The organism is Bradyrhizobium sp. 191 (assembly GCF_023100985.1).
GTDB lineage: Bacteria > Pseudomonadota > Alphaproteobacteria > Rhizobiales > Xanthobacteraceae > Bradyrhizobium > Bradyrhizobium diversitatis.
The window spans coordinates 2,347,163-2,373,524 of sequence record NZ_CP064692.1; the positions used below are offsets into that span (position 1 = coordinate 2,347,163).

Genomic DNA, 26,362 nt, shown 5'->3' on the forward strand with positions numbered 1-26,362 from the left:
GCCCGCGTATGGACCAGGAAAAGGTCAACATCCTGCTCGTCGACGACCAGCCGGCCAAGCTGCTCGCCTATGAGGTGATCCTGAAGGATCTCGGCGAGAACCTCGTGATCGCCTCCTCGGGACGCGAGGCGCTGGAGGTGCTGCTCAAGACCGAGATCGCGGTGATCCTGGTCGACGTCTGTATGCCCGAACTCGACGGCTTCGAGCTCGCCGCGATGATCCGCGAGCATCCGCGTTTCCAGAAGACCGCCATGATCTTCATCTCGGCCATCCAGGTCAGCGACATCGACCGGTTGCGCGGCTACGAGATGGGCGCGGTCGACTACGTGCCGGTGCCGGTCGTGCCGGAAGTGCTGCGCGCCAAGATCAGGGTATTTGCCGAGCTCTACCGCAAGACGCGCGAGCTCGAACGGCTGAACCACGAGCTCGAGGACCGGGTCCGCGCACGCACTGCGGAACTGGAGAGCTCCACCGCGAAGCTGCGCGAGAGCGAGCAGCGGCGCAGCATGGCGATCGCTGCCGGCAAGATGGGATCCTGGGACTGGGACTGGATCAGCGGCGATTGGATGTGGGACGAGGGGCAATACCGAATCTTCGGCGTCGGCCCCGAGAGCTTCGAAGTCAATCCGGCCAACGTCCAGGCGCTGCTGCATCCCGATGACGTCGATCAGTTGCGCAAGGCGATCGCCGAGTTCAACAAGGGCACGCGCGCCTATGAAACTGAGTTCCGCATCGTGCGGCCCGACGGCGAGGTGCGCTGGTGCGTCGGCACGGCGGCGGCGACGGTCGACGAGAGCGGGCGCGTGGTGCGCGTCAGCGGCGTCACCGTCGATATCACCGAGCGCAAGCGTGCCGAGGAGCGGCAGAATCTCCTGGCGCGGGAAGTCGATCATCGCGCCAAGAACGCGCTGGCACTGGCGCAATCGATCGTGCGTCTCACCCGGGCGGACGAGGTCAAGGACTATGTCAACGCCGTCGAGGGACGTATCAATGCACTGGCGCGCGTGCACACCATCCTGTCGCTGTCGAGCTGGGAGGGCGCCGAGCTCTCCAGGCTGATCGACGAGGAGCTTGCGCCCTATTCGCTCGGCGACCAGATCAGATTGGCCGGTCCCGAAGTTCAGTTGCTGCCGGCGACGGCCCAGACGCTGGCGCTCGCGCTGCACGAGCTCTTCACCAACTCGGCCAAGTATGGCGCGCTCTCGACTCGATCGGGGCGGCTCGCGATCGATTGGCGGGTCGAGGACGAGCTGCTCACGCTGAGCTGGGAGGAATCCGGCGGTCCGCTGGTCATGACACCGAAATCTCGCGGCTTTGGAACGCGAAGCCTGCTTGCGAGCGTCGAGTCCCAGCTTGGCGGACAGGCGCAGTTCGATTGGCGCGCTGAAGGCCTGTTGTGCCGCCTGGAGGTGCCGCTGAAGCGCCGGACGGCCACCGCCGGACCCGGCAAGTTCGACACCGGCGGCTCCGCAGAGTTGCAGCGCGCGTCCGGCTAACCGGAGGCTGCGCTCGTCATGCGCTGAGCCACCCGCGGTTCGCGCGGGACTCGCCCTTCCAGCCAGGCTTCCGTTCGGGCGAGATCGCGCAGGGCCCTGGCGTAGCGACGCGCCGCGCTTCGCTCTGCTCCGCGCGGCAGCCTGCGGGCCTTGCGCAGGATGTCTGCAGCCGCGTTGCGATAGGCCAGCGAGCGGTAAAGAAAGACTACCTTACCCATATCCATGTTCCCGTTTTGATGGCGCTCATCCTTGCAAGCCCGGCATGAACGTCGGATGAAGCGGGCGATGACAATTATTTCAATCGAATGGAACCAGACAACCGCGCGGGTGTTTGCATGCCAATTCGGGATGCACTCCCATGCGCACCAAGAAGTCGTCTGACCTGATCTCTGCCAGCGGACTTATAAAGCTGATGACGCATGCAATGATGGGCGCGGCCCTCGGCCTCACCTTCAGCCTTACGCTCGTCCTGTCCAATCCAGCCGTGGCCAACCTGCTCAATAACGGCGGAAGCCAGGCCATTCTGGTCTTCACTCTCACCTTGGTGACGACGTTCGCGATCGGTACGACGCTCACCGGCGTCGTGTTCATCATTGAGGAGGACAAGCAAACTTGAAGCGCGCGTGACCCGCGGGAGGTGCTTTGTCGGGAACTCCTGCGGCGAAGAACGGTTGGCTGCCTGCGTCAAATTAACTCAGGGAGTTTCCCGCATGAAGACGACCAAGCTCGCTCTCGCCGTAATGTTGGCAACCGGCCTTGCCGCCGCGCCGTTCGCCGTGCAGGCCAAGTCACACAAGGCCAAGCATGGATCCTCGATGTCATCGTCACAGACCACCGGCGCCAACACCAAGTCTTCCAAGGGCGCTGATCCTTCCGGCCAAGGCGGCTCCGGCCCCGGCTCCGATCAGGGCGGCACCATGACGAACAAAGGCGGCATGACCAACACCAAATAGGCCACTCCCTGGAATCCATCGAGGGCCCCGCCCGTTGCGGGGCCCTTTCTCTTGGGGCTCGTGCGCAGTTTCAAATCCGGTACGCGTCCGGGTCCCTTCTCCACCGCGCGCTCCCCGATTTCAGCGGGGCCCGCTCGCGCGCGCAGGATTGCCCGTCTTCGCGGGACGAAGGCGGACCCGGTCGCGGACGTCAGGCAGAACGTCGCTGCCGCCAGCTGCCTTCCATTCGCCGATCAGGAGGTTGATTCTCCGGCGCAGATCCATCTGCGCCAGGGCCCTTTCCGTGCAATCGCAGCCGCGCTCGACGAGATCGCGCACCGACGCCTCGACGTCGGCCATTTCGAGCCTCAAGACTCTGATTTTACGTCGAATTTCATTAATTCTGTTGTCCATGGCTTGTTAGAACAAAATAAGAACGTATAGTCAAGTCACGATTTCAGAACGGAGAACGCGGATGCAGGTTCAAGGTAAATACGACGCCAGGGTTTTTCTCGGCGAGCAGATGACGCGGGCACAGGGTCTCAGGCTGAAGCGGCTGAGCGAAGAGGCCTATCAACCCGCCCAATTTGCACGGGACCTGTCCTTCGGTGAGGCCGCACGGCGCATCCAGGCGCTGGAGGCGGAGATCGAGCTGGCGAACTCCTTCTAGCCGCGGCGCGCGCCTGCACGTTGTGTGTGCGCTGCCGGAACCATGGCTGAGCCGAATGGTTCTCCTCGCCAAGGGAGAGCATGCATGGCACGCAAGGCAAAGAAACGTCGCTACTCACGCAGCTCCGGCAGCGATGTCGAAAGCGAGATGCGGCGCTACAAAAAGGGTACCGCGAAGAGCGGGCGCGGAGGACGCGGCGGCCGCGTGAAGAGCCGCAAGCAGGCAATCGCGATCGGACTGTCGAAGGCACGCAAGAAGGGCAAGAAGGTCCCGAAGAAGGCATCGAAGCGGAACAGCGCCAAGAAGACGTCGAGAAAATCGTCTAAGTCAAGCAAGTCGTCAAAGAAGTCGTCGAAGCGCAAATCCAGCAAGCGCTGACGCTGACCCGTCTCAGGTCATGCTGCCCGGCATGAAGCAGCGGATCGAAATCCCGAACGCCGTCTTCACCGGCCACACCATGGTGCGGCCGGCCCGGTTCGGCTCGGTGATGACGGCTTCGTCCGGCACATCTATCCACTGCCCGTCCAGACGCACGCGGTAACGCCCGTTGTGCGACTCCCAGTCGGGATCGGCGACGGCAAATCCATCCGCATCCGAGCAGCACGGGCCGAGCTGGCTGCGCAGACTGTCGAACCATGGCTTCAGGGGTGAGTTCGCGTAGCGGCCGTCATCTCGCCCGAGCGCGTTTCCGCCCCAGAGCACCAATGACGCTGCGAGCAGTGCACTCCTCCGCGAGAGCTTCAATCGAACCATGTCGGCACCGATCAAAATGCGAACCGCCAGCAAGTTCCACAAAGCGGCGGCAGGCTCGAAGTTCCACGCCTGCAATCCACCTTTGCGGCCTCCTTGCCGCAGATGTTGGAACTGTGATGAACGAACACGGCTTTTTCGGACGAACTGCGTCACCATTCCTGTGGTTAACGAGAATGTTATCAATAGCCCAACGGGAATTTCGAGGCTGAACAGGAAAGGCGGCCCGAGGGCCGCCTTTGGGTCGCTCGATGCGCGCGACTCTACGCGAGCGGAACTGCGACGAATCTCGTCGCCTCCGCGCTTCTGACCTGCAACAGCACGCTGCGCTTGCCCGACGATTTGGCCTGCGCCAGCTCCGAACGGACGTCGCCGACATTGGCGACCGCCTTGCCACCGACATTGAGGATGACGTCGCCGGTCTGAATGCCGCGTTGTGCCGCCGGCCCTTGCGGATCGACCTCGGTGACGACGACACCCTTCTGGCCCGCGCCCTGGACGTCACCTGCCGGCGCCAAGCTGAGGCCGAGGCGCGGCGTGCCGGCATTCGGCTGCCCTTTGCCCTCGTCGGCATTGCCATTTCCTTTGGCTTGCCGTTCGTTCGGCAGCTCGCCGAGCGCGAGGGTCACCGTTTTGCTGTCGCCCTTGCGGAAGACATCGAGCTTCACGGACGTGCCCGGCGCCAAGGTGGCGATGGTGCGCGCGAGGTCGCGGGAGTCCTTGATCGTGGTGCCGTTGACGGCGGTGATGACGTCCCCCGCCTCGATGCCGGCCTTCGCCGCCGGGCTGCCATCCTGCGGATTGTCGACGATCGCCCCGCGCGCCTCCTTGAGGCCAAGGCTGTCGGCAATATCCGATGTCACGGGCTGCACCTGCACGCCGAGCCAGCCTCGGGTGACCACGCCCTTGTCCTTCAATTGCGCGACGACGAGCTTGGCGGTCGAGGCGGGAATATCGAAGCCGATGCCGACCGAGCCGCCCGAGGGCGAGAAGATCGCAGTGTTCACGCCGATCACGTTGCCGTTCATGTCGAAGGCCGGCCCGCCGGAATTGCCCTTGTTGATGGGCGCATCGATCTGGATGAAGTCGTCATAGGGACCATTGCCGATATCACGGCCGCTGGCCGAGACGATGCCCGCGGTCACAGTGCCGCCAAGACCGAAGGGATTGCCGACGGCGACCACCCAATCGCCGATGCGCGGCTTCTGGTCGGAGAATTTGACGAACGGAAAGTCCTTCTTGCCATCGACCTTGATCAGCGCGAGATCGGTCTTCGGATCGGTGCCGACGACTTTCGCAGTGTAGGTCGTGCCGTCATCCATCGTCACCTGCACGGATTCGGCGTGGTCGACGACGTGGTTGTTGGTCACGGCATAGCCGTCGGCGGAAATGAAGAATCCGGAGCCTTCGCCCGTGATCACCTGATGGCGCTGGCGCGGCATGCCGTTCATGCCGCCCGGGAAGCGGAAGCCGAACTGTCGCGAGAATTGGTCGAACGGCGTATTCTCGTCCGAATCCATCCGGTTCTGCTGCAGCATCGCGGTCTTGTCGCTGTCCTGGTCGATCTTCACCCGCACCGAGATCACCGCGGGTTTGACCTTGCTGACCAGATCGCCGAAGCCCGGCGGCGTCACGGCGGCTTCCGCAGCGTGAGCCGGCGCAATGAAGGAGTTCGTACCGAACGGCGCGGAGCCTGGCGCCATTGACAGGGCGGCCACGCCCAGCGCGGCCACGGTGCCGAGCAGCGCGAGCCGGCGCGGCCTCAAGATCTTGCGGGACGTGGTGGTGTCGGAATTGACGCGATCGTTCATGTCGAAATATCCATGTTGAGCTGGTGTCGCCTTGCCCTCAACATGGTCGCTTCCACCTTACGGCGTCCCGTCCATCCGATTAAATCTCGGCAAAGAACGGGGAGAGCGGGCGCAGCAGGCAGATCGCCGCCGCCCATTTGATGCAGCTCAACACGGGCGCTTCGCGCAGTGAAAAACTGCACCTATGAGGTCCACCGGAGGCGCGCCATGTACAAAGACATTCTCGTCCACATTCCCACCGAACGTCCCATGCGGTCCGCGATCGAGGGTTCGATCTCGCTCGCGGCGCACCTCAACGCTCATCTCGACGCGGTCGCGGTCGGCTATGTCGCAACCAGTGCAGCTTACGTGATGGAGGGCGGCGCGGCGGTGGCGGCCGTGTTCGAACTGGAGCGCGAGCGGGCCGTGGAGCGGGCCGAGGCCGCGCTCGCGGTGTTCAGGAGCGAAGCGGCGAACGCCGGCATCTCCTACGCCTGCCACGCGCTCGGCGCGATCCCGGCGGATGCAGCCGTCTCGCTCGGCGAGATGGCGCGACTGCACGACCTCAGCATCGTACTCCAGCCGGATCCGGCTCAGGGCGCGTTCGACAACGACGTGCCGAGCGAGATCCTGTTTCAGGCGGGCGGCCCGGTGCTGTTCCTGCCCTACACCTTCCGTGGAGCCTTCAAGGCGAGCCGGATCGGCATCTGCTGGGACGGCAGCCGCCTCGCTGCCCGCGCCGTGCGTGACGCAGCGACATTCCTGGCGCGCGCCGCAGAGATCGTGATCATCACCATCAACGAGGCCGACGCCGTCTCCGGCGAAGCTTCAGCGAGCAGTCTGGCAAAACATCTCGGCCGGCGCGGACTGCCGACCCGCACGGTCAGCCTGTCGGCGACGCGCGCCGACATTCAGCCGACCATCCTGTCGCTGGCGGCCGACGAGAGCCTCGATCTCCTGGTGATGGGTGGCTATGGCCATTCGCGGTTGCAGGAGCGCATTCTCGGCGGCGTCACCCGTGCCATGCTGGAAGCTATGACAGTGCCGACGCTGATGTCGCATTGAGCCGAGCCGGCTTGGCGCCATTACGCCGCGACGGGAGCCTCCCAAGGCGGGGGTGCGGCAACGTCCCCATTGCGTTGCACATTGCACGCGTCGAAATGCGCCTTGAGTTCGACTTCGGCGAGGTGTTCGAAATGTTCGGCCTGGCCGAGGAGTTCCCAAGTCTGGAGCGGCCGGTAGGCCGCCTGCTGACGACAGAGGGACGCCAGCGCCCGGTAGCGACGTACGTTCTCCATGAGACCCTCCCTCGCATCTGCCGAGGTTATTGTCTTAATTTACGTCAGGCCGATGGCGATTGTGCAAAAGATTTGCTGCGCCCCGCCCGCGCCTGATCTCGGCTCGTTCTTGGAAAATGCGTACGCGGGTCAAGTTCCAAATGGCGCCAAGGGGGACCTCGGTCTCCTGTAGTCTACCGGATGAGGCCTCCCTCGCTCACACGCATCCGCTGCGCAGAACTGTTTTGCAGGTGCGGAACTCGGCCGGCCTCGGCGGCGGCGCGAATGGCTTCAATATTGGCGGCATAATCGGCAGCGCCCCTGCCGCGAAACACGGCGGAACCCGCGACCAGCGTATCGGCGCCCGCTGCAGCCACGGCAGCGGCATTGTCGCGCGTGACGCCGCCATCGACTTCGAGACGGATCGGCCGCTCGCCGATCATGGTCCTGATCCGCCTGATCTTCTCGATCTGCGACCCGATGAATGACTGGCCACCAAAGCCCGGATTGACCGTCATCACCAGCACGAGATCGATACGGTCGAGCACGTATTCGATCGTCGCCTCCGGCGTCGACGGACACAGGCTGACGCCAGCCTTCCTGCCGAGCGAGCGGATCGCCTGGAGCGAGCGGTCGAGATGCGGGCCGGCTTCGGCGTGCACCGTGATGAGGTCCGCTCCGGCTTTCGCGAACGCCTCGAGATAGGCATCGGTCGGCGCGATCATCAAATGCACGTCGAAGACCTTGTTCGTCAACGGCCGGATCGCCTTGATGACGTCAGCACCGAAACTGATGTTCGGCACGAAATGCCCGTCCATGACGTCGCAATGGATCCAGTCGGCCCCGGCCGCATCGATCGCCGCGACCTCCTCGCCGAGACGGGCGAAATCCGCGGCCAGGATCGAGGGGGCGATAAGGATGTCTCCGCTCATGGCTTTGCACTCCGCGCTTCAGTGCCGCCGCTGAAGACGCGGCTCGCAAGGACGTCCGCGGGATCAATGGTCTCGAGGTCGGCGACATCGAGCATACGGTCGAGATCGGACACCAGGCGATCGGCCTGCCGCAGACGAATGCGGTCGACGGCGTTGCGGATCGAACGGGCGTTGGAGAAGAACGGCTGGGTCCGGCGAAATTCGATGTACTTCTCGAAAGCCTCGCGCGCGGCCGCCGAGAAGCGATAGCCGCGCTCCTTCAGCATCAGCTCGGCGATGACGAGCAGTTCGGCCTCGGCATAGTCAGGAAATTCGATGTGATGGGCGATGCGCGAGCGGAAGCCGGGATTGGAGGCGAAGAAGCTCGTCATCCGCTCGCCATAGCCGGCAAGGATCACCACGAGGTCTTCGCGCTGGTTCTCCATCACCTGGAGCAGGATCTCGATCGATTCCTGGCCATAGTCGCGCTCGTTGTCGGGACGATGCAGGTAATAGGCCTCGTCGATGAACAACACGCCGCCCATCGCCTTCTTCAGGATCTCCTTGGTCTTCGGCGCGGTGTGGCCGATATACTGGCCGACGAGGTCGTCGCGCGTCACGGAGATCACCTGACCGCGCCGCACGAAGCCGAGGCCGTGCAGGATCTTGGCCATGCGTAGCGCCACGGTCGTCTTGCCCGTGCCGGGATTGCCCGTGAACGACATGTGCAGCGTCGGCGGCGCGGAGGCCAGTCCCGCCCGCTGCCGGATACGTTCGACCAGCAGCAGCGAGGCGATCTGGCGCACGCGGTCCTTCACCGGCTTGAGCCCGATCAGCTCTTGATCGAGCTGTTGCAGCGTATCGGTGATCCCGGCCGCTTCGGCCTCCTTGCGGAGATCGAAACGAGTCTCGTTCTGTTCAGTCGTCGTTGCATGGGGAACATCGAGCATCGGCACCTCGAAGAAAAGAGCTTCGCCGCCGGGAGCGGCGAAGCAGTGGTCCGCCAAGGATGCGGAGCAGGGAGAGCTCCGCGCGGAGGAGAATGGTTATTGAGCGGCGTGGGGGGCCGGCTTGCGCATCGTGGTGTAACGGATCGCGCGGCCGCCGACTTCCTGCCGCACCAGCTCGAACTCGGCTTCCTTCGGCGGCCGGTTGACGAGGAAGGAGATCCGCACCGATTCCCAGCCATGGCTGGAATCGAAGCCGCTGATGCGGATGTAGCGGTCGCCGTACACCCTGCGGCATTCGGCGAGCTCCATCATCACGCCGGCGGCGTCCTGAAGGTCGAACATCGGCAGCCCCCACATCTCCCAATAGGTGTTGCGGGGATGCGGATCGTCGGTGAACTCGATGTTCACCGCCCAACCCTTGGTCAGACAATATTGCACCTGCTTGGTGATCTGATCGTCGGTGAGATCGGGCAGGAACGAGAAGCAGCCTTGAGTCAGCTTCATGTCAAATCTCCTCAAACGGTTTCGAGCGCGGTCGGCACGAAGTCCGGCGTGTCGGTCGATTGATAATTGAAGGTCACGTCCTTCCAGACTTCGAGCGCCGCCTTCAGCGGCGTGCAGGTCTCGGCCGCCCTGGCCAGGATCTCCGGGCCCTCGTGGATGTAGTCGCGGCCCTCGTTGCGGGCGAGGATCATGGCTTCCAGCGCCACGCGGTTGGCGATCGCGCCGGCGGCAATGCCCATGGGATGGCCGATGGTGCCGCCGCCGAACTGCAGCACGACGTCTTCGCCCAGGAGGTCGAGCAGCTGATGCATCTGGCCGGCGTGGATACCACCGGAGGCGACCGGCATCACCTTGTTGAGGCTCGCCCAGAACTGGTCGAAGAACAGGCCGTGCTCGAGCTTGGTCGGGTTGAAGTCCTCGCGGCAGACATCGTAGTAGCCACGCGTGGTGTTGGGATCGCCTTCGAGCTTGCCGACCACCGTGCCGGCATGGATGTGGTCGACACCGGCAAGGCGCATCCATTTGGCGATGACGCGGAACGATACGCCATGGCTCTTCTGCCGCGTATAGGTCGAGTGACCGGCGCGGTGCAGATGCAGGATCATGTCGTTGCGGCGCGCCCACTTCGCCATCGACTGGATCGCGGTGTAGCCGATCACGAGGTCGATCATGACGATGCACGACCCGAGTTCCTTCGCGAACTCCGCGCGCTCGTACATGTCCTCCATCGTGCCCGCGGTGATGTTCAGGTAGGTGCCCTTCACCTCGCCCGAGGCGGCCTGCGCGCGGTTCACCGCCTCCATGCAGTAGAGGAAACGGTCGCGCCAGTGCATGAAGGGCTGCGAGTTGATGTTCTCGTCGTCCTTGGTGAAGTCGAGCCCGCCCTTCAGCGCCTCATAGACCACGCGGCCATAGTTGCGCCCGGATAGACCGAGCTTCGGCTTCACCGTTGCGCCCAGCAGCGGCCGACCGAACTTGTCGAGGCGTTCGCGCTCGACCACGATGCCGGTCGCCGGCCCCTGGAACGTCTTCACATAGGCGACGGGGAAGCGCATGTCTTCCAGGCGCAGCGCCTTCAGCGGCTTGAAGCCGAACACATTGCCGATGATCGAGGCCGACAGGTTTGCGATCGAGCCCGGCTCGAACAGGTCGAGGTCATAGGCGATATAAGCGAAATACGAGCCGTGCGAGCCCGGGACCGGATCGACGCGATAGCACTTGGCGCGATATTTCTCCGCGGCGGTGAGGCGATCGGTCCACACCACGGTCCAGGTCGCGGTCGAGGATTCGCCGGCCACCGCAGCCGAGGCCTCGATCGGATCGACGCCCTCCTGTGGCGTGACGCGAAACAGCGCGATGACATCCGTGTCCTTTGGCGTGTAATCGGGCTCCCAATAGCCCATGCGCTTGTATTCCATCACGCCGGAGCGATAGCGCTCTTTGCCGCGGACCGTGCCTGCATGTGCGTTCATGTCTCTCTCCTGCTCTTTTCTCTGCTCTTTCCGATTAACTAGGCCGCCACGGACTCGCGGGCGTCGACGCGCGGATCGAGCTCGCCGGCGCGGTAGCGCCGCGCCATCTCGTTCAAGGGAACCACCTTGATCTTGCTCGCGTGACCTGCGGTGCCGAACTGCTCGAAGCGCTCGCGGCAGAGCTCGCGCATCGCGTCCATCGCGGGCTTGAGGAATTTGCGTGGATCGAACTCACTGCGGCTTTGCGCCGCCACCTTGCGAAACACCGCAGTCATCGCCAGCCGACAGTCGGTGTCGATATTGACCTTGCGCACGCCGCTCTTGATGCCGCGGACGATCTCGTCCACCGGCACGCCCCAGGTCTGCGGCATCTCGCCGCCGAACTGGTTGAACATGTCTTGGAGCGACTGCGGCACCGAGGAGGATCCGTGCATGACCAGATGGGTGTTCGGCAGCCGGCGATGGATCTCCTCGACCACGCGCATCGCCAGGATGTCGCCATCGGGCTTGCGGCTGAACTTGTAGGCGCCGTGGGAGGTGCCCATCGCGATCGCCAGGGCGTCGACCTTCGTTGCGCGGACGAAATCGACGGCCTGATCAGGATCGGTCAACAGTTGGTCGTGGCTGACCTTGCCCTCGACGCCGTGGCCGTCTTCCTGCTCGCCGCCGCCGTGCTCCAGCGAGCCGAGCACGCCGAGCTCGCCTTCGACGGACGCGCCGACCCAATGCGCGAGATCGACGACGCGGCGGGTGATCGCGACGTTGTAGTCGTAGTCGGCCGCCGTCTTTGCGTCGGCCTTGAGCGAGCCGTCCATCATCACCGACGTGAAGCCGTGGGCGATCGCGGAGGCGCAGGTCGCCTCGTCATTGCCGTGGTCCTGGTGCATGCAGAGCGGGATGTCGGGATAAGTCCGCTCCAGCGCGTCGATCATGTGCGAGAGCATGAGATCGCCGGCATAGCTGCGCGCGCCGCGTGAGGCCTGGATGATGACGGGCGCATCGACCTCGGCCGCCGCCTGCATGATCGCGATGCCCTGCTCCATGTTATTGGTGTTGAATGCCGGCACGGCATAGCCGTGGCTGGCGGCATGATCGAGCAGCTGGCGAAGTGTGATACGGGCCACGGGACGTCCTCCTTATTGTCTCTTGCGGGCAATCGCCCGGCGGGCGGCTTCCGCAATGCTCTGCGGCGTGATGCCGAATTCGCGGTACAACACTGGTGCCGGCGCCGAGGCGCCGAAGCCGCGCATGCCGACGAACTCGCCGTCGGTGCCGGTCCAGCGTGGCCAGTCGCCCAGCACCGCCGCCTCGATGCCGACGCGCGGCGCGGTGCCGAGGATGGCGGCGCGGTAATCGTCCAGCTGTTCCTCGAACAGGGCGAAGCACGGCGCCGACACCACGGCCGCACGGATGTGTTCGGTCGCGAGCAGGCGGGCGGCGTCCAGGGCTATCGCCACTTCCGAGCCGGTTGCGATCAGCGTCACGTCGCGCCCGCCCTCCGGCGAGACGACGAGATAGGCACCGCGTGAGACACGGTTTCTGCCGCGCGCATCGCTGCGAAAGGTCGGCAGCGCCTGGCGCGACAGGCACAGCACGGATGGACGGTTCTCGGAGCTGAGCGCGCAGTCCCAGGCCTCCAGCGTCTCCACGGCGTCCGCGGGACGGAACACCAGGAGGTTCGGAATCACGCGCAACGCCGCCAGATGCTCGACCGGCTGATGCGTCGGGCCGTCCTCGCCGAGGCCGATGGAATCGTGGGTCATCACATGGATGGCCCGCACGCGCATCAGCGCGGCAAGGCGGATCGCGGGCCGGCTGTAATCGGAGAAGGCCAGGAACGTGCCCCCATAGGGAATGAAGCCGCCATGCAATGCGAGACCGTTCATCGCAGCGGCCATGCCGTGCTCGCGAATGCCGTAGTGGATGTAATCGCCGCCGAACGCTCCTCGCTTGACGGGAGCCTGCGCCTTGGCATGCGTGAGGTTCGAATGCGTGAGGTCCGCGGAGCCGCCGACCAGGCCGGGGATGGTCCCGGCGATGCCGTCGAGCACCTGTTGCGAGGCCTGCCGCGTCGCGAGCTTCGGACGCTCGGATGCGAAACGCTCGCGTAATTTTGCGGCGGCCAGTGCATAGGCAGCGGGCAAAGCGACGGCCTTGCCCTCAACGAACAGGTCGCGCTGCTCCGGCGTCGCACGCTCATAGCGATCGAGCCAGGCGAGCCGGTCGACCTGCCCGCGTTGCCCGATCATCCGCCAGGCCTTCTGAATCGGGAGCGGCACCACGAAGGGCTGGTAGTCCCAACCCAGATTCCGGCGCGCCGCCGCCGTCTGCTCGGTGCCGAGCGGCGCGCCATGCGCCTTCTCCGTGCCCTGCCTATCAGGCGCGCCATAACCGATGATGGTGCGGCAGGCGATCAGCGACGGCTTCGGGGTCTCCCGCTCCTCCGCTATCGCCTGTGCCACCGCTTCGGGATCATGGCCGTCGACGCGGCGCACCGACCAGCCGGAGGCGGCGAAGCGCGCGAGCTGATCGTCCGACGTCGCGAGCGAGGTCGGACCGTCGATGGAGATGCCGTTGTCGTCGAACAGCACGATCAGCCGGCCGAGCCCGAGATGGCCGGCAAGCGAGATCGCCTCCTGGCTGATGCCTTCCATCAGGCAGCCGTCGCCCGCGATGACATAGGTGAAGTGGTCAACGAGCCCATCGCCATGCCGCGCATTGGCCATGCGCTCGGCGAGTGCCATGCCGACCGCGGTTGCAATGCCTTGCCCCAATGGGCCCGTCGTGGTCTCGACGCCGGGCGTGTGACCATATTCGGGGTGGCCCGGCGTCTTCGAGCCCCACTGCCTGAAGGCCTTGATGTCGTCGAGGCTGACGTCTCCGCCGGTCAGATGCAGCAGCGCATAGAGCAGCATCGATCCGTGGCCCGCCGAGAGCACGAAACGATCGCGGTCCGGCCAATTGGGATGCGCCGAATCGAATTTCAGGAAGCGCGAAAACAGCACGGTCGCGACATCGGCCATGCCCATGGGCAGCCCGGGATGGCCGGACTGCGAGGTCTCGATGGCGTCCACCGCGAGGAAGCGGACAGCGTTGGCGAGATCGTGGTGCGTGACCGCCGTGACGTCGGCTTCGGCGTGGACGGAGATGTTCATCGGATTCTCTCCTCGTTCACTTCAGGTTTCGCTTGCGCTCGATCAGCTGCATGATCAGCGGCGTCAGGATCAGCTGCATCGCGAGGTCGAGCTTGGCGCCCGGACACACGATCGAATTGGCGCGCGACATCCAGCTCTGCGGCAGCATCGAGAGCAGATAGGGGAAGTCGATGCCGCGCGGGTTTTTGAAGCGGATCACCACCATCGATTCGTCCGGCGTCGGGATCCAGCGCGCGATGAACGGATTGGAGGTGTCCACCGTCGGCACGCGCTGGAAGTTGATGTCGGTCTCGGTGAATTGCGGGCAGATGTAGTGGATGTAGTCCGGCATCCGCCGCAGGATGGTGTCGGTAACGGCCTCTGTGGAATAGCCGCGCGCGCTGCGATCGCGGTGCAGCTTCTGGATCCATTCGAGATTGATGACAGGCACGACGCCGATCTTCAGATCGGCATAGCGCGCGACATTCACCTTGTCCGTGACCACGGCGCCGTGCAGGCCTTCGTAGAACAGCAGGTCGGAGTTCTCCGGCAGCTGCTTCCAGTCGGTGAAGGTGCCGGGTGCCGCGCCGTGCAGCGCCGATTCCTCGGCATCGTGGACGTAGTGCCGCGTCACCGCGGTGCCGGTCTCGCCGTAATCGCGGAATGCGCGCTCCAGCTCCTCGAACAAATTGGTCTCGGGGCTGAAATGGCTGAAATGCTTGTTGCCGCGCTCGGCCTCCTTGGCCATCTGCGCGCGCATCTCGGCGCGGTCGTAGCGATGGAAGGCGTCGCCCTCGATGTAGGCGGCGTTGACCTTCTCGCGGAAGAAGATCTGCTCGAAGGTCTTCTTGACCGAGGTGGTGCCGGCGCCGGAGGAGCCGGTGATGGAGATGATCGGATGCTTCCTGGACATGGCGCGCCTCGCTCAGAGCCGGAAGAAGCCGCGGCGCGCGAACAGCGGCGCGGAGACGCTGGCGACCAGCAGCGGATCGCAATGCAGTTCCTCGACGCGCCGGACCTCGTTGCTCGAGCCCATGATCAGCGGGACGCGCTGGTGCAGGCTCTGCGCAGACAGTTCGAGGATGCGCTCGCGCCCGGTCGAGGCCGAGCCGCCGGCCTGCTCGATGATCATGGCCATCGGATGCGCCTCGTAGGTGAGGCGCAGGCGGCCGTCGCCATAGCCGGGGCGCGCATCGGAAGGATACAGGAACACGCCGCCGCGGGTGAGGATGCGATAGGCTTCCGCGACCAGCGAGCCGATCCAGCGCATGTTGAAATCGTGGTTGGCCGGCCCGTCGACGCCGGCGAGGCACTCGTCGACGAAGGCGCGCACCGGCGGATCCCAGTGCCGGCGATTCGACGCGTTGATCGCGAACTCCTCGCAGGCCTCCGGGATCTGCACCACGCTGCGCGCGAGGCGGAAACAGCCGGATTTGCGGTCGAGCGTGAAGATGTCGACGCCGTCGCCGAGCGTCAGCACCAGCGAGGTCTGCGGGCCGTAGGTGACGAAGCCGGCAGCGAGTTGCGCCGAGCCGCGCTGATGGAAGGCGAGCGAGAGGTCATCGGGCGCCGGCAGGATCGAGAAGATCGTGCCGACGGTCATGTTGATGTCGATGTTGGAGGAGCCGTCGAGGGGATCGATCGCGATGCAGATGCGCCCCTGACGATCAACGATCTGAGCCTCGCGCATCTCCTCCGACGCCAGCGCCGCGATCGGCAGCCGGCTGAGGCAGCGGCGCAGGATCGCGTCCGCCTGGACGTCGAGATCGCGCTGGAGATCGCCATCGCTGTTGCGGCCCGTGGTCAGGCCCGAGGCGTCGGCGAGATCGCCGGGTGCGATGAGATCGGCAATCTCGATCGCCGCTGCCGCGATGGCATCCACCGCACCCGCCACCGCCAGCGCGTGGGGTGCGGTCTCCGAATACCGTTGAAGGTGGTCGTCCAGCCTGAGTTGCCCGGTCATCTGCGTCCATCCCCTTCGTCGGCGCCGCCTCCGATTGCCTCCCCGCTGGAGGTCGGTGCGATCAGTCCCGGCATCAGGAGATTGACAGGGGCAGCTTAATAAGGAAAATTTCTATTTATAATGAGCCTTAAAGAATTTTCTTATAATGGCCCCGGCCATGCGGCGGCCCAGCTCCGGCATCTGACGATCCGGCAGCTGCGCTCGCTTGCGGCGCTTTCGGCCAAGGGCAGCGTGACGGCGGCATCCAGCCATCTCGGGCTGACCCAGCCGGCCGTGACCCAGCAGCTCCGGCAGCTGCAGGACCTCGCCGGCCTGCCGCTGGTGCAGCGGACCGGCGACGGCATGCTGCTGACGGAAGCGGGCAAGGAGGTGCTGGCGCTGGCCGAACGGATCGAGGCCGCCATCACGGATTGCCAGGGCGCGCTCGACCTGCTCGCGGGGCGGACCGGCGGCACGGTGAAGCTCGGCGCGGTCTCGACCGCGAAATATTTCGTGCCGCACGCGATCGCGGCGTTCTCCAAGCGCTACCCCAAGATCGAGATCAAGCTGACCATCGGCAATCGCGAGGAGATCCGCGAGGCCATGCACGGCTACGACCTCGATTTCGCGGTGATGGGTCGGCCACCGGCCGACGTCACCGTCGACGTCCGCCAGCTCGGGCGCAATCCGCACATCATCGTCGCGCGCAAGGGCCACTGGCTGGAGAAGGATTCCGGCCTCAACCTCACCGACCTCGTGCACGAGACCTTCCTCACGCGCGAGCCCGGCTCGGGCACGCGGACGCTGATGGAGGGCCTGTTCCAGAAATCGGATCTCGAGCCGGTCATCGGCATGGAGATGAGCAGCAACGAGACCATCAAGCAGGCGGTCATCGCCGGGCTCGGCATTGCCTTCATCTCGGCCCACACCGTGGCGCATGAGCTCGCCGAGGGCCGGCTCGTCGTGCTTGATGTCGCGGGCCTGCCGATCGTGCGGCAATGGTACGTGATCCGCCGCAGCGACAAGGTGCTGCTGCCGCCCGCGCAGGCGATGTTCGATTTTCTGGGGTCGGAAGGGTCGAACTATCTGCCCGACGTGCCCGAACTCGGCGGGCGATAGAAGGCCGGCGCTCAGCTCATCAGCTTCATGGCGATGGTCGCCGCCAGAATCACAATGATCTGGAGCAGACGCTCGGTCGTGAAGATGCGGTTGAAGGTGGTCATCGCTTGCCCCGGCCGACGTGAAGGAGATCTCGATCGGCCCGTTGCTAGCACACAAGGATGCGGAGACAACTCCGTAATTGTCCCGTGGGCGATCGCACCTTCGGCGAGCCGGTTGCCGGCCGCGCCGATGGCCGGCGATCAGGCCGCGAGCTGGGCGGTGCGGTCCGTGCGTGCCGCGAAATAGGCCTCCAGCTCCGACAGCGCCCGCGCTTCCCACTCCCTCGCCTGCTCCAGCAGCGACCAGCTCTGGCCCGGGCGGAATGCTGCGGTCTGGCGATAGAGCGATGCGATGCCGCGGTAGCGGCGCACGTTCTCCAAGATGGCGTGACCGTTCATGTCCGAAAACTCCCTCGTCAATCCCGCGGGAGAAACTGCGGCCAAATCTTTTTCGAAAAGTTAGCGGCGCGCGGCAAGTTCGCGGATGGTTGCCGGACTGTTGCGCGGGCGCAACGCGCGCGGCGTGATCGATTGCGAATTCGTTGCTGCGCTCTCGCCCGAAGGCCTCGGCCCGCCACTTCTGACGATCGTCACCGTCGCGCTGCAGATTGCGTCGGCGCGGGGTTGGTAAACGGGCCGCATCGCACCATTCCATTGTGGGCCGTGCCGGCCTCTATTCGGTCGCCGCACAGATCAGTCCCATTACGGGCAGGGCAAGGCCAATGGCCGATGCGAGTGCCCAGCCGCCTTGCGCGAAGGCGAAGGCTCCGACCGCGGAGCCGGCCGCGCCGGCTGCGAAGAACGTCGCCATGTAGAGTCCGTTGAGGCGGCTGCGGTGCTCGTGCCCGAGCGCGAAGATGGCGCGGAAGCCGAGCACGACGTTGCCCTGGACGCCGATATCGATGGCGATCGCGGCCACCACCAGACAGGCGAGGTTCAGCATCGAGCCGGGCGCGCCGACATAGGTCACGAGGAAGCCGCCGGCCGCGAGCAGCATCGCGACCAGCGTCGCGATGCGGCTATGGCCGTGGTCGGCGAGGCGGCCGGCGATCGGGGCGGCGAACACGCCGGCGACGCCGGCCAGCGCAAACAGCGCGATGCCGCGCTGGGAGAAGCCGAACTCGCCGGCGAGCTGGAGCGGCGCCACCGTCCAGAACAGGGTGAAGGCGCCGAACAGGCTCGCCTGATAGAGCGCGCGACGCCGCAGCAGCGGCGTGGCCCGCACCAGATGCGGCATCGACAGCAGCAATTCGCCGTAGTGCATCCGCGTCACCGGCTTGCGCTTCGGCAGCGTCATCCAGAGCGCGATCGCGAGCACGATCATCAACGCGGCGGAGCAGAAGAACACGGCGTGCCACGACAGCGCCGCGGTGACGAAGCTCGACACCGGACGCGCCAGCATGATGCCGAGCATCAGGCCGGTCGAGACGTTGCCGACGACGCGGCCGCGGATGGCTGCAGGCGCCAGATGCGCCGCATAGGGAATGATGATCTGCACGGCCACCGAGCCGAGGCCGATGAACAGCGCGGCGATCAGGAACGGCAGCGCATGGGTGGCGAACGCGGCGGCGAGCAATGCCGCTGCGCCGAGCATGATTACTGAGCAGATCAGCGCGCGGTTCTCGACGAGATCGCCGAGCGGCACGATCAGCAGCAGCCCGGTGCCGTAGCCGATCTGCGTCATGGTGACGATCAGTCCCGCCGCGGCATGCGACAGGCCGAGCGCGGCGCTGATCGGGGCGATCAGCGGCTGCGCATAGTAGATGTTGGCGGCGATCATGCCACAGGCCGCGGCAAGCACGAAGGTCAGGCGCTGCGACACCGCACCCGGTTCGGGTGCGGTCTCGATCGTGGCATTCATCGTCATTCGCATGGACTCCAGATAGGTTTAGGGAATGACCATTCCCTATTATGACAAAAAATTCAGGCGAGCAGCTTCATCGCGACGCCGACGAGGCGCATCCCCTCGAGCGGCAGGCGCGCCTTGCCGACGACGCGCATTCCTTGCGTGATGCAGAGCATCAGCCGCGCGGTGTCGTCGGCGGGGACATGGCTGGGGATCGAGCCGTCGGCCTGCCCGTCGCGGATGAGGCCGGCGATGAAGTCTTCGTTGGTCGCAAGCTGCGCGCTGACGCGGGCAGCGACCATCGCGTCATGCGCGGACAGTTCGACGGCGCTGCCGACCACGAGGCAGCCGCGCCGTCCCTCGACGCCCTGGGAGTGCTCGACATAGGACAGCAGCACGTTGCGGATCTGCTCGCGGCCGTTTGCGCCCCGCGCCGCCGCGCTGCGGGTCTGCTCCTGGCGCAGCGCCGTGTAGCGCTCGAAGGCGGCGAGGAACACCGCATGCTTGTCGCGAAACGCCTTGTACACGCTGCCGGTGGCGAGCCGCATCGCCGCGGTGAGGTCGCCGATCGAGCTGGCATGGTAGCCCCGCTCGCGAAACACGCGCACGGCGCGGTCGAGCGCGGTGTCCATGTCGAACTCGCGGGGGCGGCCGGGACGACGGGCAGACCGGGATCGGCGGGCGATTTTTTGCATCGCGGCATAATAGGGAATGATTGTTCCCGAATAAAGACACGTGGTTGTGAGCGGGTCGAGGAGCAGGATTCGAAGGTTCTGGCGATGCGCTCTCGCTCGTGTCCCGGACAAGCTGCAACGCGACAGCGTTGCGGCGCAGAGCCGGGACCCAGAGCGGCAACACGGCACGATGCCTCAGCATGGGCCCCGGCTCAGCAGCGCACCGTCGAAGAGACGCTGCGCTACGTCCGGGGCACGAGAATGGAGTTTGGCGCACGCTCTCTCCTCCGCGTCATTGCGAGGAGCCCTTGCGACGAAGCAATCCAGAGTTGCTCCGAGGAGAGATTCTGGATTGCTTCGCTCCGCTCGCAATGACGGAGTACGACGCAACAGCACGCTCTTCGGCTACATCTCGCTTGCGGACACGTTTTCCCGTTCTCGCGGCGAAATTCGCCCGAGCTTTGCTTCGTCGCTCACCCTCTCGAGCCAAGAGGGCACAGGGAAGGCCGGGTGCTGACAACGCACCCGCGGTCTGCTGCGCAAAAGGCACACGCAGAAAACCGCACAGCAGCATACAGGTGGTGCCAATCACTCGGCCTTCCCTGCGCGATGGTCGGACGGCTTATGCCGCGCTCTCCCGGGAGCCGAGTTCGTTCTGGCCTCCCTCACCCTCGCGAAATTCACCGACCTCCGCGCCGGTTGACGCGACTGCCGCCTCCGCAAGAGCTTGACCGTAGCAACGACGGCCAGGACCACACGGTTTTGCCGTACGCGCGGCCCGCCATTCGCCGCAGTTTTCCCAGCCCTGTCGACGGAGCCGGAAACTTACAGGCGAGACGAAGCCTAGCAGCGCCGTTCGTCCGCGCGCGGCCACGGGCTCACCGGGGACTACCCTCCCTGCCCGCACCTTTCGCGCCCGACGCTGCCGCGTCCACCGCAAGCCCGGCTCGCGACAATGACGACCTCACGATCGCCCCTCAAGAATGAGCCGGGATGGGCGACACATACGACAAATCCGAATTTCGGTAAAGTGGAATATTTTCGCGATGGTGGATTGACAAGGGGCGACACAGCAAGGTGCCGTAGCCCGGATGAGCGGAGCGACATCCGGGTTTTCACAAGCACGGTCCCGGGTATCGCTGCGTCCACCCGGGCTACGAAGAGGCGATCTTCCCCTTCCGCAACACCGGCGCCCCATCCGCCATGGTCGTCACGCCCTTCCGCTCCACGATCAGCCCGTAGGCCCGCGGCTGGCGGTGGACATCGAAATTGAAAGTGGTGCGCTTGTAGGAGTTGCAGAGATCGAGATCGCAGCGCGCCAGCGCGATCTCGTCACCCTTGGTGGTGCAGGCCGCCATGATCTCGCCGGAGGGCGCAATGATGCAGCTGCCGCCGATGTGGTCGACGCCCTCCTCGATGCCGGCCTTGGCGACGCCGACCACGAAGGTGCCGTTCTGGTAGGCGCCGGCCTGCATCACCAGATGATTGTGGAACAGCGAGAGATCGTCATGCTCGGGCGCGGGCGGATTGTGCACCGGCGTGTTGTAGCCGATCAGCACCATCTCGACGCCCTGAAGGCCCATGACCCGATAGGTCTCGCTCCAGCGGCGATCGTTGCAGATGGCCATGCCCATCACGCCGCCGAAGGCATCCGTCACGCCGAAGCCGCTGCCCGGCTCGAAGTAGCGCTTCTCCAGATGCTGAAACTCGCGCCACGGCTCGTGCTCGGCATGGCCCGGCAGATGGACCTTGCGATACTTCAGGACGATCGCGCCGCTCTTGTCGACGAGAATGGAGGTGTTGTAGCGCCTGACAATTCCGGCCTCGACCGTCAGCTCGGCATAGCCGAGGCAAAAGCCGATCCCGAGCTCGCGCGCGAGATCGAACAGCGCCTGCGTTTCCGGGCCCGGCATCTCGCGCTCGAAGAAACTGTCGATCTCGGCCTGATCCTCGAAATACCAGCGCGGAAAGAACGTGGTCAGCGCCAGCTCGGGATAGACGATCAGGTCGCAGCCGCAGGCCCGGGCCTGGCGCATCAAGGCCATCAGCCGCGCCATCACCGCGGTCCTGGTCTCGCTCCTCGCGATCGGGCCGAGCTGGCCGGCTGCAATCGTCACAAATCTCGCCACGCGTCATTCCTTCGCTTTTCCGGGTGCGTCGGGCTTGAGCCTGCGCCGCACGCATAGGCCGCCTCGGCCCATCATCCTGACGGCACAATCAAATTCCGTGCCTGCGGGTATCATCGTGCGGGGCGCCAAGCGCGCGCGCCGAAGCCCAGGGAAATTCGTTGCCGATCTGCAACGGTTCCCCGCGATCTGAAGCCGGACAAAACAAACTCCCATTCCGGCCACGAACCGCTCTCACAAGGCCGTGAGACTATCAGGGGAACGACGATGCGTGCACAACGCGTTTGGAAAGTGAATGGAGCCGCCAGCATCGGGCAGCTTCAATCGAGACTGGACGATCTGAACAAGCGTCTCGGCCAGCTCGAAAACCAGCATTCGGATAGCGGGACGCTGGAAGAGCTGAGGGCGATCGCGCTCAGCCTGTCGCGCGAGATCGACGACATCCGCTGCGCCGAGGCGACGGCGGCCCTGAGCGAGCTGTTGCGGAAGTAGCCGGCGCCCGCGATTCGCATCGCGCGCAGGGAACCAAGTTCCGCCGCCGCCATTTCCATGCAGAGCATGGAGGCAGATCATGAGCAGGCAAGCCCGTCTCGCGCGCGGCCGCCGCCTTCACCATCGCACGCGACTTTGCGTTATGAAGAATCTGGCGCTGTAAGGGATTTCGCATGACATCGGACCCCGAGGAGTCGGTGCGGCTGCAGGGCTACGGCGAGATGACGCTGCGCACGGCCGTCGAGACCTTGATGCTGCTCGCGCCGCGCGAGCGATCCGAGGCCGCCGTCTTCCGGGTCCGTGACGATGTACGTCTGGCGCAAAGCGAGATCGCCGAGCTCGCATCAAGCTGGGGCATCGAACCGGCGCCCAACGTGCGATCGCCGAGGCTGGTCCCCGAGCAGCGCTGGCAAGACGTCGTGCGCGGCATGGTGCGCGAGGCCCCGCTGCCGTCGCTGATGGTGGCGTTTCTGGTGGGTGTGCTGGTGGCGCGAAGGTAGTCTCGGCGCCAGGATTGAAAACACGCCCTGTGCTTAGGCCACGACAGGCATTTCGTCGAAAGTGGAGTCCCGATAGGTCCTCCCGGTCGCCTTCTTTCGAACGCCGCCCCATTGTTTGAAGAAGAATGCTGTGTTGGCTTTGCGACACGCAGCCTCGATCTCGTCCACCCATTCCTCGACCATTGGCCGTGCATGCGGTCCGCTCTCTCCCCCCCACAATCACCCACTGAATCCCTGCGAGATTGGCGCCAGCTACCGACCCCAATAGCGGCTCGAATGAAATAAAGCGCACGGCAGCCGTTATCCCCTTGGGCGGCACGAAGTTGGCCCGAGCGCCGCGCGCCAGCTTGTTGTATTCACTCAACCGTTGATGCTTTTCGGTCGCCCAAGGCCCGACGACGTCGACCATCAGATGATCATCGGGATCATTCTCCACCTTCGCCACGACACCACTCCCCCCAGAGGAGACGGCACCATCGCACGACTGTGGGTTGAAAGACAGTGCGGATGACGAATGAACGCCTAATTCCCGCCGCTGCTGCTTCAAATGAAGGGCCATGCCGCCGCGGCAAGCGCCCCTGCCCCGCCAAATCGGCCGTGGACCCGCCGCGAAGATCGTTGCTAAAAGGCGCCCACGGGGCGCGGGCGGCCGGTCCGCAAAGTCTCTGGAAAACGTCGACTTTTGGAAGAATGGTCGGAGTGGCAGGATTCGAACCTGCGACCCCTGCGTCCCGAACGCAGTGCTCTACCGGGCTGAGCCACACTCCGACAAGAAGGCGGCTTATAGCGTCGGGTTTGACGCACTGCAAGCGGCCGAGCCGAGGAATTTTGCCCTAGTGAAAACGGGTCTTGAAACGCTGATTTTGCCGGCCGGCGAGGCCGGCGCGGAAGCCGCCGCGAGGGCCTTGGCCGCCGGCGGGCTGGTCGCGTTTCCGACCGAGACGGTCTACGGGCTCGGCGCCGACGCCGCCAACGCCACGGCGATCGCCCATCTCTATGCCGCCAAGGGGCGGCCGGCGTTCAATCCGCTGATCGCGCATGTCGCCGATATCGCGGCCGCGCGGCGGATCGGGCGGTTCGACGCGCGCGCGCTGAAGCTCGCGGAAGCGTTCTGGCCGGGGCCGCTGACGCTGGTGGTGCCGAAAACCGAGGGCTGCCCGGTGGCGGATCTCGCCACCGCCGGCCTCGATACCGTCGCGATTCGCATCCCCGCCCACAAGGTGGCGCAGGCGATCCTGCGCGCCTTCGGCGGGGCCGTGGTGGCGCCGTCGGCCAACATCTCCGGCCACGTCTCGCCGACGCTGGCCGCCCATGTCGAGAGCGACCTCGCGGGGCGGATCGACCTGATCGTCGACGGCGGGCCTGTTACGGTCGGGGTCGAATCGACCATCGTCGGCTGCTTCGACGTGCCGATGCTGCTCCGCCCCGGCGGACTGTCACGCGAACGGATCGAGGCGGTGCTGGGCACGCCGCTGGCGCGGCCGCCCGTGGAGGCCGAGCTCAGCGACAGCCAGCCGCTGGCCCCGGGCATGCTGGCCTCGCATTACGCGCCGCGCGCCGATGTGCGGCTCAATGCGCGCGACGTCGCGCCGGGCGAAGCGCTGCTGGCGTTCGGCCCCGCCCGGCTGCCTGGTGTTGACGCTGCCGCCGCCGTCATGAATCTGTCGCCCACAGGCGATCTCGATGAAGCCGCCGCCAATCTGTTCGGCTATCTTCGTAGCCTCGATGCCCGGGCGCCGCGCGCGATCGCGGTGATGGCGATCCCCGAACAAGGACTTGGCGAAGCGATCAACGACCGGCTGCGCCGGGCTGCGGTTGCCCGATAAGAAGCTTGAGAAGAGACACGAGAATGAACGTCGATAAATCCGCGACCCCGCCGCTTGCGCCCGAGCTGATCGCCCAATTCCGCAAGATCGTCGGCGACCGCCACGCCATCACCGATGCGACCGACATCGAGCCCTACGTCACCGAGGAGCGCAATTTGTTCCACGGCCGCTCGCCGCTGGTGCTGCGCCCGGGCTCGACCGCGGAGGTCTCGGACATCTGCAAGCTCGCCTCCGCGCACAGCATCGCGCTGGTGCCGCAGGGCGGCAACACCGGGCTGGTCGGCGGGCAGACGCCGCACAATGGCGAGGTGGTGGTGTCGCTGCGCCGGCTCGACAAGATCCGCGAGGTCGACACCGCCTCCAACACCATGACCTGCGAGGCCGGCGTGGTGCTGCAGATCGCGCAAGCGAAGGCGGCGGAGGTGGACCGGCTGTTTCCGCTCTCGCTCGGCGCCGAGGGCAGCTGCACCATCGGCGGCAATCTCTCGACCAATGCCGGCGGCACCGCGGCGCTCGCCTATGGCGTCGCGCGCGAGATGGCGCTGGGCCTCGAGGTGGTGCTCGCCGACGGGCGCGTGCTCAATTCTCTCTCGAAGCTGAAGAAGGACAACACCGGCTACAATCTGCACAACCTCTTCATCGGCGCCGAAGGCACGCTCGGCATCATCACGGCGGCGACCTTGAGGCTGTTTCCGAGGCCGCGGGCGGTCGAGACCGCCTTCGTCGGGCTGAAATCGCCCGCCGCGGCGCTGAAGCTGCTGACGATCGCGCAAGGCGAAGCCGCCAATGCGCTGACGAGCTTCGAGCTGCTGTCGGAGATGGCGGTCGATTTCTCGGTGCGGCACGGCATCGACGTGCGCGATCCGCTTCAGGCGAAGCATCCCTGGTACGTGCTGATGGAATTGTCTTCACCAAGCGAGGACGCCCGCACGCCGCTGGAGACGATCCTGACCCGGGCCATGGAGGATGAGATCGTCGACGACGCCGTGATCGCCGCCAACCTCACCCAGCGCGGTGCGTTCTGGAAGCTGCGTGACGAGATGTCCGCGGCGCAGAAGCCGGAGGGCGGCTCGATCAAGCACGACATCTCCGTGCCCGTCGCGGCGGTGCCCGCCTTCATCGCCGAGGCCGACGCCGCCGTGGTGAAGCTGATCCCCGGCGCGCGGCCGGTGCCGTTCGGCCATCTCGGCGACGGCAACCTGCACTACAATGTCAGCCAGCCGATCGGCGCCGATACCGCGGATTTCCTGGCGCGTTGGCACGAGATGAACGCCGTGGTGTTCGAGATCGTGCTGCGCATGGGCGGCTCGATCTCGGCCGAGCACGGCATCGGCGTGCTCAAGCGCGACGAGCTGCCGGAGGTGAAGGACAGGACCGCGATCGAGCTGATGCGCTCCATCAAGGCGATGCTCGATCCGCTCGGCATCATGAATCCGGGGAAGGTGCTGTGAGCGTGGCCCCTGCTGCGCTCGCGATCAGCGCGATCGCGGATGCCGACGTCGAGAAGGTCGTCGCGCTGTGGCAGCGCTGCGGCCTGACGCGGCCCTGGAACGATCCGCATGCCGACATCGCGCTAGCGCGGCGGCGCGACAATTCCACCGTGCTGATCGGCCGCGACAACGGCGCGATCGTCGCCACCGTGATGGTCGGCCATGACGGCCATCGCGGCTGGGTCTATTACGTCGCGGTCGATCCTGATTGCCAGAAGCGCGGCTACGGCCGCGAGATCATGGCAGCCGCCGAGAACTGGCTGCGGCGTGCGGATATCGCAAAGCTCCAGCTCCTGGTCCGCCGCGAGAACGCGCAGGCCAATGCGTTCTATGACTCGCTGGGCTTCGAGCTATCGACGTCCGTGATGTTCCAGAAGTGGCTCGACGGCCGCACCACCACGCCAAGCAACTGAGAGCGAG

General features: G+C 65.4%; 30 protein-coding genes, 1 tRNA gene and 1 pseudogene. 13 read left to right on the forward strand and 19 right to left on the reverse strand.

Annotated elements, in window-relative coordinates; all coding sequences use genetic code 11:
- The first annotated feature begins 8 nt into the window (after positions 1-8).
- Positions 9-1,496 (forward strand): HWE histidine kinase domain-containing protein, encoded by a 1,488-nt coding sequence (locus IVB23_RS10825; protein WP_197968037.1) that lies wholly within the window; start codon positions 9-11, stop codon positions 1,494-1,496.
- Here IVB23_RS10825 and IVB23_RS10830 read toward each other — a convergent pair.
- Positions 1,493-1,714, reverse strand: coding sequence for a hypothetical protein (locus IVB23_RS10830; protein ID WP_197968036.1), 222 nt, complete (start codon positions 1,712-1,714; stop codon positions 1,493-1,495). The genes IVB23_RS10825 and IVB23_RS10830 overlap by 4 nt on opposite strands.
- Before the next feature lie 140 nt (positions 1,715-1,854).
- Here IVB23_RS10830 and IVB23_RS10835 point away from each other — a divergent pair, with 140 nt between their 5' ends.
- Together IVB23_RS10835 and IVB23_RS10840 are read left to right on the forward strand one after the other, a co-directional pair.
- On the forward strand, positions 1,855-2,112 hold the full coding sequence (locus IVB23_RS10835; protein WP_247803481.1) for a hypothetical protein: 258 nt from the start codon (positions 1,855-1,857) through the stop codon (positions 2,110-2,112).
- A gap of 94 nt (positions 2,113-2,206) precedes the next feature.
- Entirely contained in the window at positions 2,207-2,449 is a 243-nt protein-coding gene (locus IVB23_RS10840) for a hypothetical protein (RefSeq protein WP_028176958.1), read from the forward strand.
- A gap of 120 nt (positions 2,450-2,569) precedes the next feature.
- Here the strand turns inward: IVB23_RS10840 and IVB23_RS10845 are convergent, their stop codons facing one another.
- Positions 2,570-2,788, reverse strand: a complete 219-nt coding sequence (locus IVB23_RS10845; RefSeq protein ID WP_197968035.1) for a hypothetical protein — start codon at positions 2,786-2,788, stop codon at positions 2,570-2,572.
- A 115-nt stretch (positions 2,789-2,903) separates the two neighbouring features.
- On the opposite strand from IVB23_RS10845, the gene IVB23_RS10850 reads away from it, so the two are divergent.
- Both IVB23_RS10850 and IVB23_RS10855 read left to right on the forward strand, forming a co-directional pair.
- Positions 2,904-3,098, forward strand: a complete 195-nt coding sequence (locus IVB23_RS10850; RefSeq protein WP_028176956.1) for a DUF3072 domain-containing protein — start codon at positions 2,904-2,906, stop codon at positions 3,096-3,098.
- An 84-nt stretch (positions 3,099-3,182) separates the two neighbouring features.
- Positions 3,183-3,476 carry a DUF6496 domain-containing protein gene (locus tag IVB23_RS10855; RefSeq protein WP_061878432.1) on the forward strand — a complete coding sequence of 98 codons (294 nt, stop codon included), beginning with the start codon at positions 3,183-3,185 and terminating at the stop codon, positions 3,474-3,476.
- 12 nt (positions 3,477-3,488) lie between these two features.
- Here IVB23_RS10855 and IVB23_RS10860 read toward each other — a convergent pair whose 3' ends face one another.
- Together IVB23_RS10860 and IVB23_RS10865 are read right to left on the reverse strand one after the other, a co-directional pair.
- On the reverse strand, positions 3,489-3,851 hold the full coding sequence (locus IVB23_RS10860) for a hypothetical protein (RefSeq protein WP_061878709.1): 363 nt from the start codon (positions 3,849-3,851) through the stop codon (positions 3,489-3,491).
- Positions 3,852-4,111: 260 nt separating this feature from the next.
- Positions 4,112-5,659 (reverse strand): Do family serine endopeptidase, encoded by a 1,548-nt coding sequence (locus IVB23_RS10865; protein ID WP_247803482.1) that lies wholly within the window; start codon positions 5,657-5,659, stop codon positions 4,112-4,114.
- Positions 5,660-5,866: 207 nt separating this feature from the next.
- Between IVB23_RS10865 and IVB23_RS10870 the strand changes: the two genes are divergently transcribed.
- Positions 5,867-6,703 (forward strand): universal stress protein, encoded by an 837-nt coding sequence (locus IVB23_RS10870; RefSeq protein WP_247803483.1) that lies wholly within the window; start codon positions 5,867-5,869, stop codon positions 6,701-6,703.
- A 20-nt stretch (positions 6,704-6,723) separates the two neighbouring features.
- Here the strand turns inward: IVB23_RS10870 and IVB23_RS10875 are convergent, their stop codons facing one another.
- The 9 genes from IVB23_RS10875 to IVB23_RS10915 form a co-directional block, all read right to left on the reverse strand.
- Complete coding sequence (locus IVB23_RS10875) at positions 6,724-6,936, reverse strand: hypothetical protein (RefSeq protein ID WP_194389132.1); 213 nt, start codon at positions 6,934-6,936, stop codon at positions 6,724-6,726.
- Positions 6,937-7,109: 173 nt separating this feature from the next.
- Complete coding sequence (gene rpe / locus IVB23_RS10880; RefSeq protein WP_247803484.1) at positions 7,110-7,847, reverse strand: ribulose-phosphate 3-epimerase; 738 nt, start codon at positions 7,845-7,847, stop codon at positions 7,110-7,112.
- Complete coding sequence (gene cbbX, locus IVB23_RS10885; RefSeq protein WP_061878710.1) at positions 7,844-8,776, reverse strand: CbbX protein; 933 nt, start codon at positions 8,774-8,776, stop codon at positions 7,844-7,846. The genes rpe and cbbX overlap by 4 nt, the downstream gene beginning before the upstream one ends.
- Positions 8,777-8,872: 96 nt before the next feature.
- Entirely contained in the window at positions 8,873-9,280 is a 408-nt protein-coding gene (locus IVB23_RS10890; protein ID WP_197968032.1) for a ribulose bisphosphate carboxylase small subunit, read from the reverse strand.
- 11 nt (positions 9,281-9,291) lie between these two features.
- On the reverse strand, positions 9,292-10,752 hold the full coding sequence (locus tag IVB23_RS10895) for a form I ribulose bisphosphate carboxylase large subunit (RefSeq protein ID WP_197968031.1): 1,461 nt from the start codon (positions 10,750-10,752) through the stop codon (positions 9,292-9,294).
- Between the two features lie 38 nt (positions 10,753-10,790).
- Positions 10,791-11,876 carry a class II fructose-bisphosphate aldolase gene (fba, locus tag IVB23_RS10900; protein WP_247803485.1) on the reverse strand — a complete coding sequence of 362 codons (1,086 nt, stop codon included), beginning with the start codon at positions 11,874-11,876 and terminating at the stop codon, positions 10,791-10,793.
- A 12-nt stretch (positions 11,877-11,888) separates the two neighbouring features.
- Positions 11,889-13,907 (reverse strand): transketolase, encoded by a 2,019-nt coding sequence (gene tkt / locus IVB23_RS10905; RefSeq protein WP_247803486.1) that lies wholly within the window; start codon positions 13,905-13,907, stop codon positions 11,889-11,891.
- Positions 13,908-13,923: 16 nt separating this feature from the next.
- Positions 13,924-14,799: a phosphoribulokinase gene (locus tag IVB23_RS10910; protein ID WP_061878441.1), complete on the reverse strand. Its 876-nt coding sequence runs from the start codon at positions 14,797-14,799 to the stop codon at positions 13,924-13,926.
- Positions 14,800-14,811: 12 nt separating this feature from the next.
- The gene (locus tag IVB23_RS10915; protein ID WP_247803487.1) at positions 14,812-15,849 is read right to left on the reverse strand and encodes a class 1 fructose-bisphosphatase; all 1,038 of its coding nucleotides are present in this window, start codon (positions 15,847-15,849) and stop codon (positions 14,812-14,814) included.
- A 120-nt stretch (positions 15,850-15,969) separates the two neighbouring features.
- Here IVB23_RS10915 and IVB23_RS10920 point away from each other — a divergent pair, with 120 nt between their 5' ends.
- Entirely contained in the window at positions 15,970-16,947 is a 978-nt protein-coding gene (locus IVB23_RS10920) for a LysR family transcriptional regulator (RefSeq protein WP_247803488.1), read from the forward strand.
- 242 nt (positions 16,948-17,189) lie between these two features.
- Here the strand turns inward: IVB23_RS10920 and IVB23_RS10925 are convergent, their stop codons facing one another.
- On the reverse strand, positions 17,190-17,387 hold the full coding sequence (locus tag IVB23_RS10925) for a hypothetical protein (protein ID WP_061878444.1): 198 nt from the start codon (positions 17,385-17,387) through the stop codon (positions 17,190-17,192).
- Between the two features lie 85 nt (positions 17,388-17,472).
- On the opposite strand from IVB23_RS10925, the gene IVB23_RS10930 reads away from it, so the two are divergent.
- Positions 17,473-17,619, forward strand: a complete 147-nt coding sequence (locus IVB23_RS10930) for a hypothetical protein (protein ID WP_247803489.1) — start codon at positions 17,473-17,475, stop codon at positions 17,617-17,619.
- Positions 17,620-17,661: 42 nt separating this feature from the next.
- Here IVB23_RS10930 and IVB23_RS10935 read toward each other — a convergent pair whose 3' ends face one another.
- The 3 genes from IVB23_RS10935 to IVB23_RS10945 form a co-directional block, all read right to left on the reverse strand.
- Complete coding sequence (locus tag IVB23_RS10935) at positions 17,662-18,855, reverse strand: MFS transporter (RefSeq protein WP_247803490.1); 1,194 nt, start codon at positions 18,853-18,855, stop codon at positions 17,662-17,664.
- Between the two features lie 56 nt (positions 18,856-18,911).
- Positions 18,912-19,529, reverse strand: coding sequence for a TetR/AcrR family transcriptional regulator (locus tag IVB23_RS10940; protein ID WP_247803491.1), 618 nt, complete (start codon positions 19,527-19,529; stop codon positions 18,912-18,914).
- Between the two features lie 1,133 nt (positions 19,530-20,662).
- On the reverse strand, positions 20,663-21,637 hold the full coding sequence (locus tag IVB23_RS10945; RefSeq protein ID WP_247803492.1) for an N-carbamoyl-D-amino-acid hydrolase: 975 nt from the start codon (positions 21,635-21,637) through the stop codon (positions 20,663-20,665).
- A 264-nt stretch (positions 21,638-21,901) separates the two neighbouring features.
- On the opposite strand from IVB23_RS10945, the gene IVB23_RS10950 reads away from it, so the two are divergent.
- Together IVB23_RS10950 and IVB23_RS10955 are read left to right on the forward strand one after the other, a co-directional pair.
- Positions 21,902-22,126: a hypothetical protein gene (locus IVB23_RS10950; protein ID WP_061878448.1), complete on the forward strand. Its 225-nt coding sequence runs from the start codon at positions 21,902-21,904 to the stop codon at positions 22,124-22,126.
- A gap of 173 nt (positions 22,127-22,299) precedes the next feature.
- A complete protein-coding gene (locus IVB23_RS10955; RefSeq protein WP_197968024.1) occupies positions 22,300-22,626 on the forward strand; it encodes a hypothetical protein in 327 nt (108 codons plus the stop codon).
- 33 nt (positions 22,627-22,659) lie between these two features.
- On the opposite strand, the pseudogene IVB23_RS10960 reads toward IVB23_RS10955, so the two are convergent.
- Together IVB23_RS10960 and IVB23_RS10965 are read right to left on the reverse strand one after the other, a co-directional pair.
- Positions 22,660-22,930, reverse strand: a pseudogene (locus IVB23_RS10960) (DUF5131 family protein); the annotation flags it as partial.
- Positions 22,931-23,317: 387 nt separating this feature from the next.
- Positions 23,318-23,394, reverse strand: a tRNA-Pro gene (locus IVB23_RS10965).
- Between the two features lie 68 nt (positions 23,395-23,462).
- On the opposite strand from IVB23_RS10965, the gene IVB23_RS10970 reads away from it, so the two are divergent.
- From IVB23_RS10970 to IVB23_RS10980, 3 genes are read left to right on the forward strand one after another with little or no spacing between them, the layout of a single operon-like run.
- Complete coding sequence (locus IVB23_RS10970; protein ID WP_247803493.1) at positions 23,463-24,452, forward strand: L-threonylcarbamoyladenylate synthase; 990 nt, start codon at positions 23,463-23,465, stop codon at positions 24,450-24,452.
- Between the two features lie 23 nt (positions 24,453-24,475).
- Complete coding sequence (locus IVB23_RS10975) at positions 24,476-25,903, forward strand: FAD-binding oxidoreductase (protein ID WP_247803494.1); 1,428 nt, start codon at positions 24,476-24,478, stop codon at positions 25,901-25,903.
- Positions 25,900-26,355, forward strand: a complete 456-nt coding sequence (locus IVB23_RS10980; RefSeq protein ID WP_247803495.1) for a GNAT family acetyltransferase — start codon at positions 25,900-25,902, stop codon at positions 26,353-26,355. The genes IVB23_RS10975 and IVB23_RS10980 overlap by 4 nt, the downstream gene beginning before the upstream one ends.
- Positions 26,356-26,362: the final 7 nt, after the last annotated feature.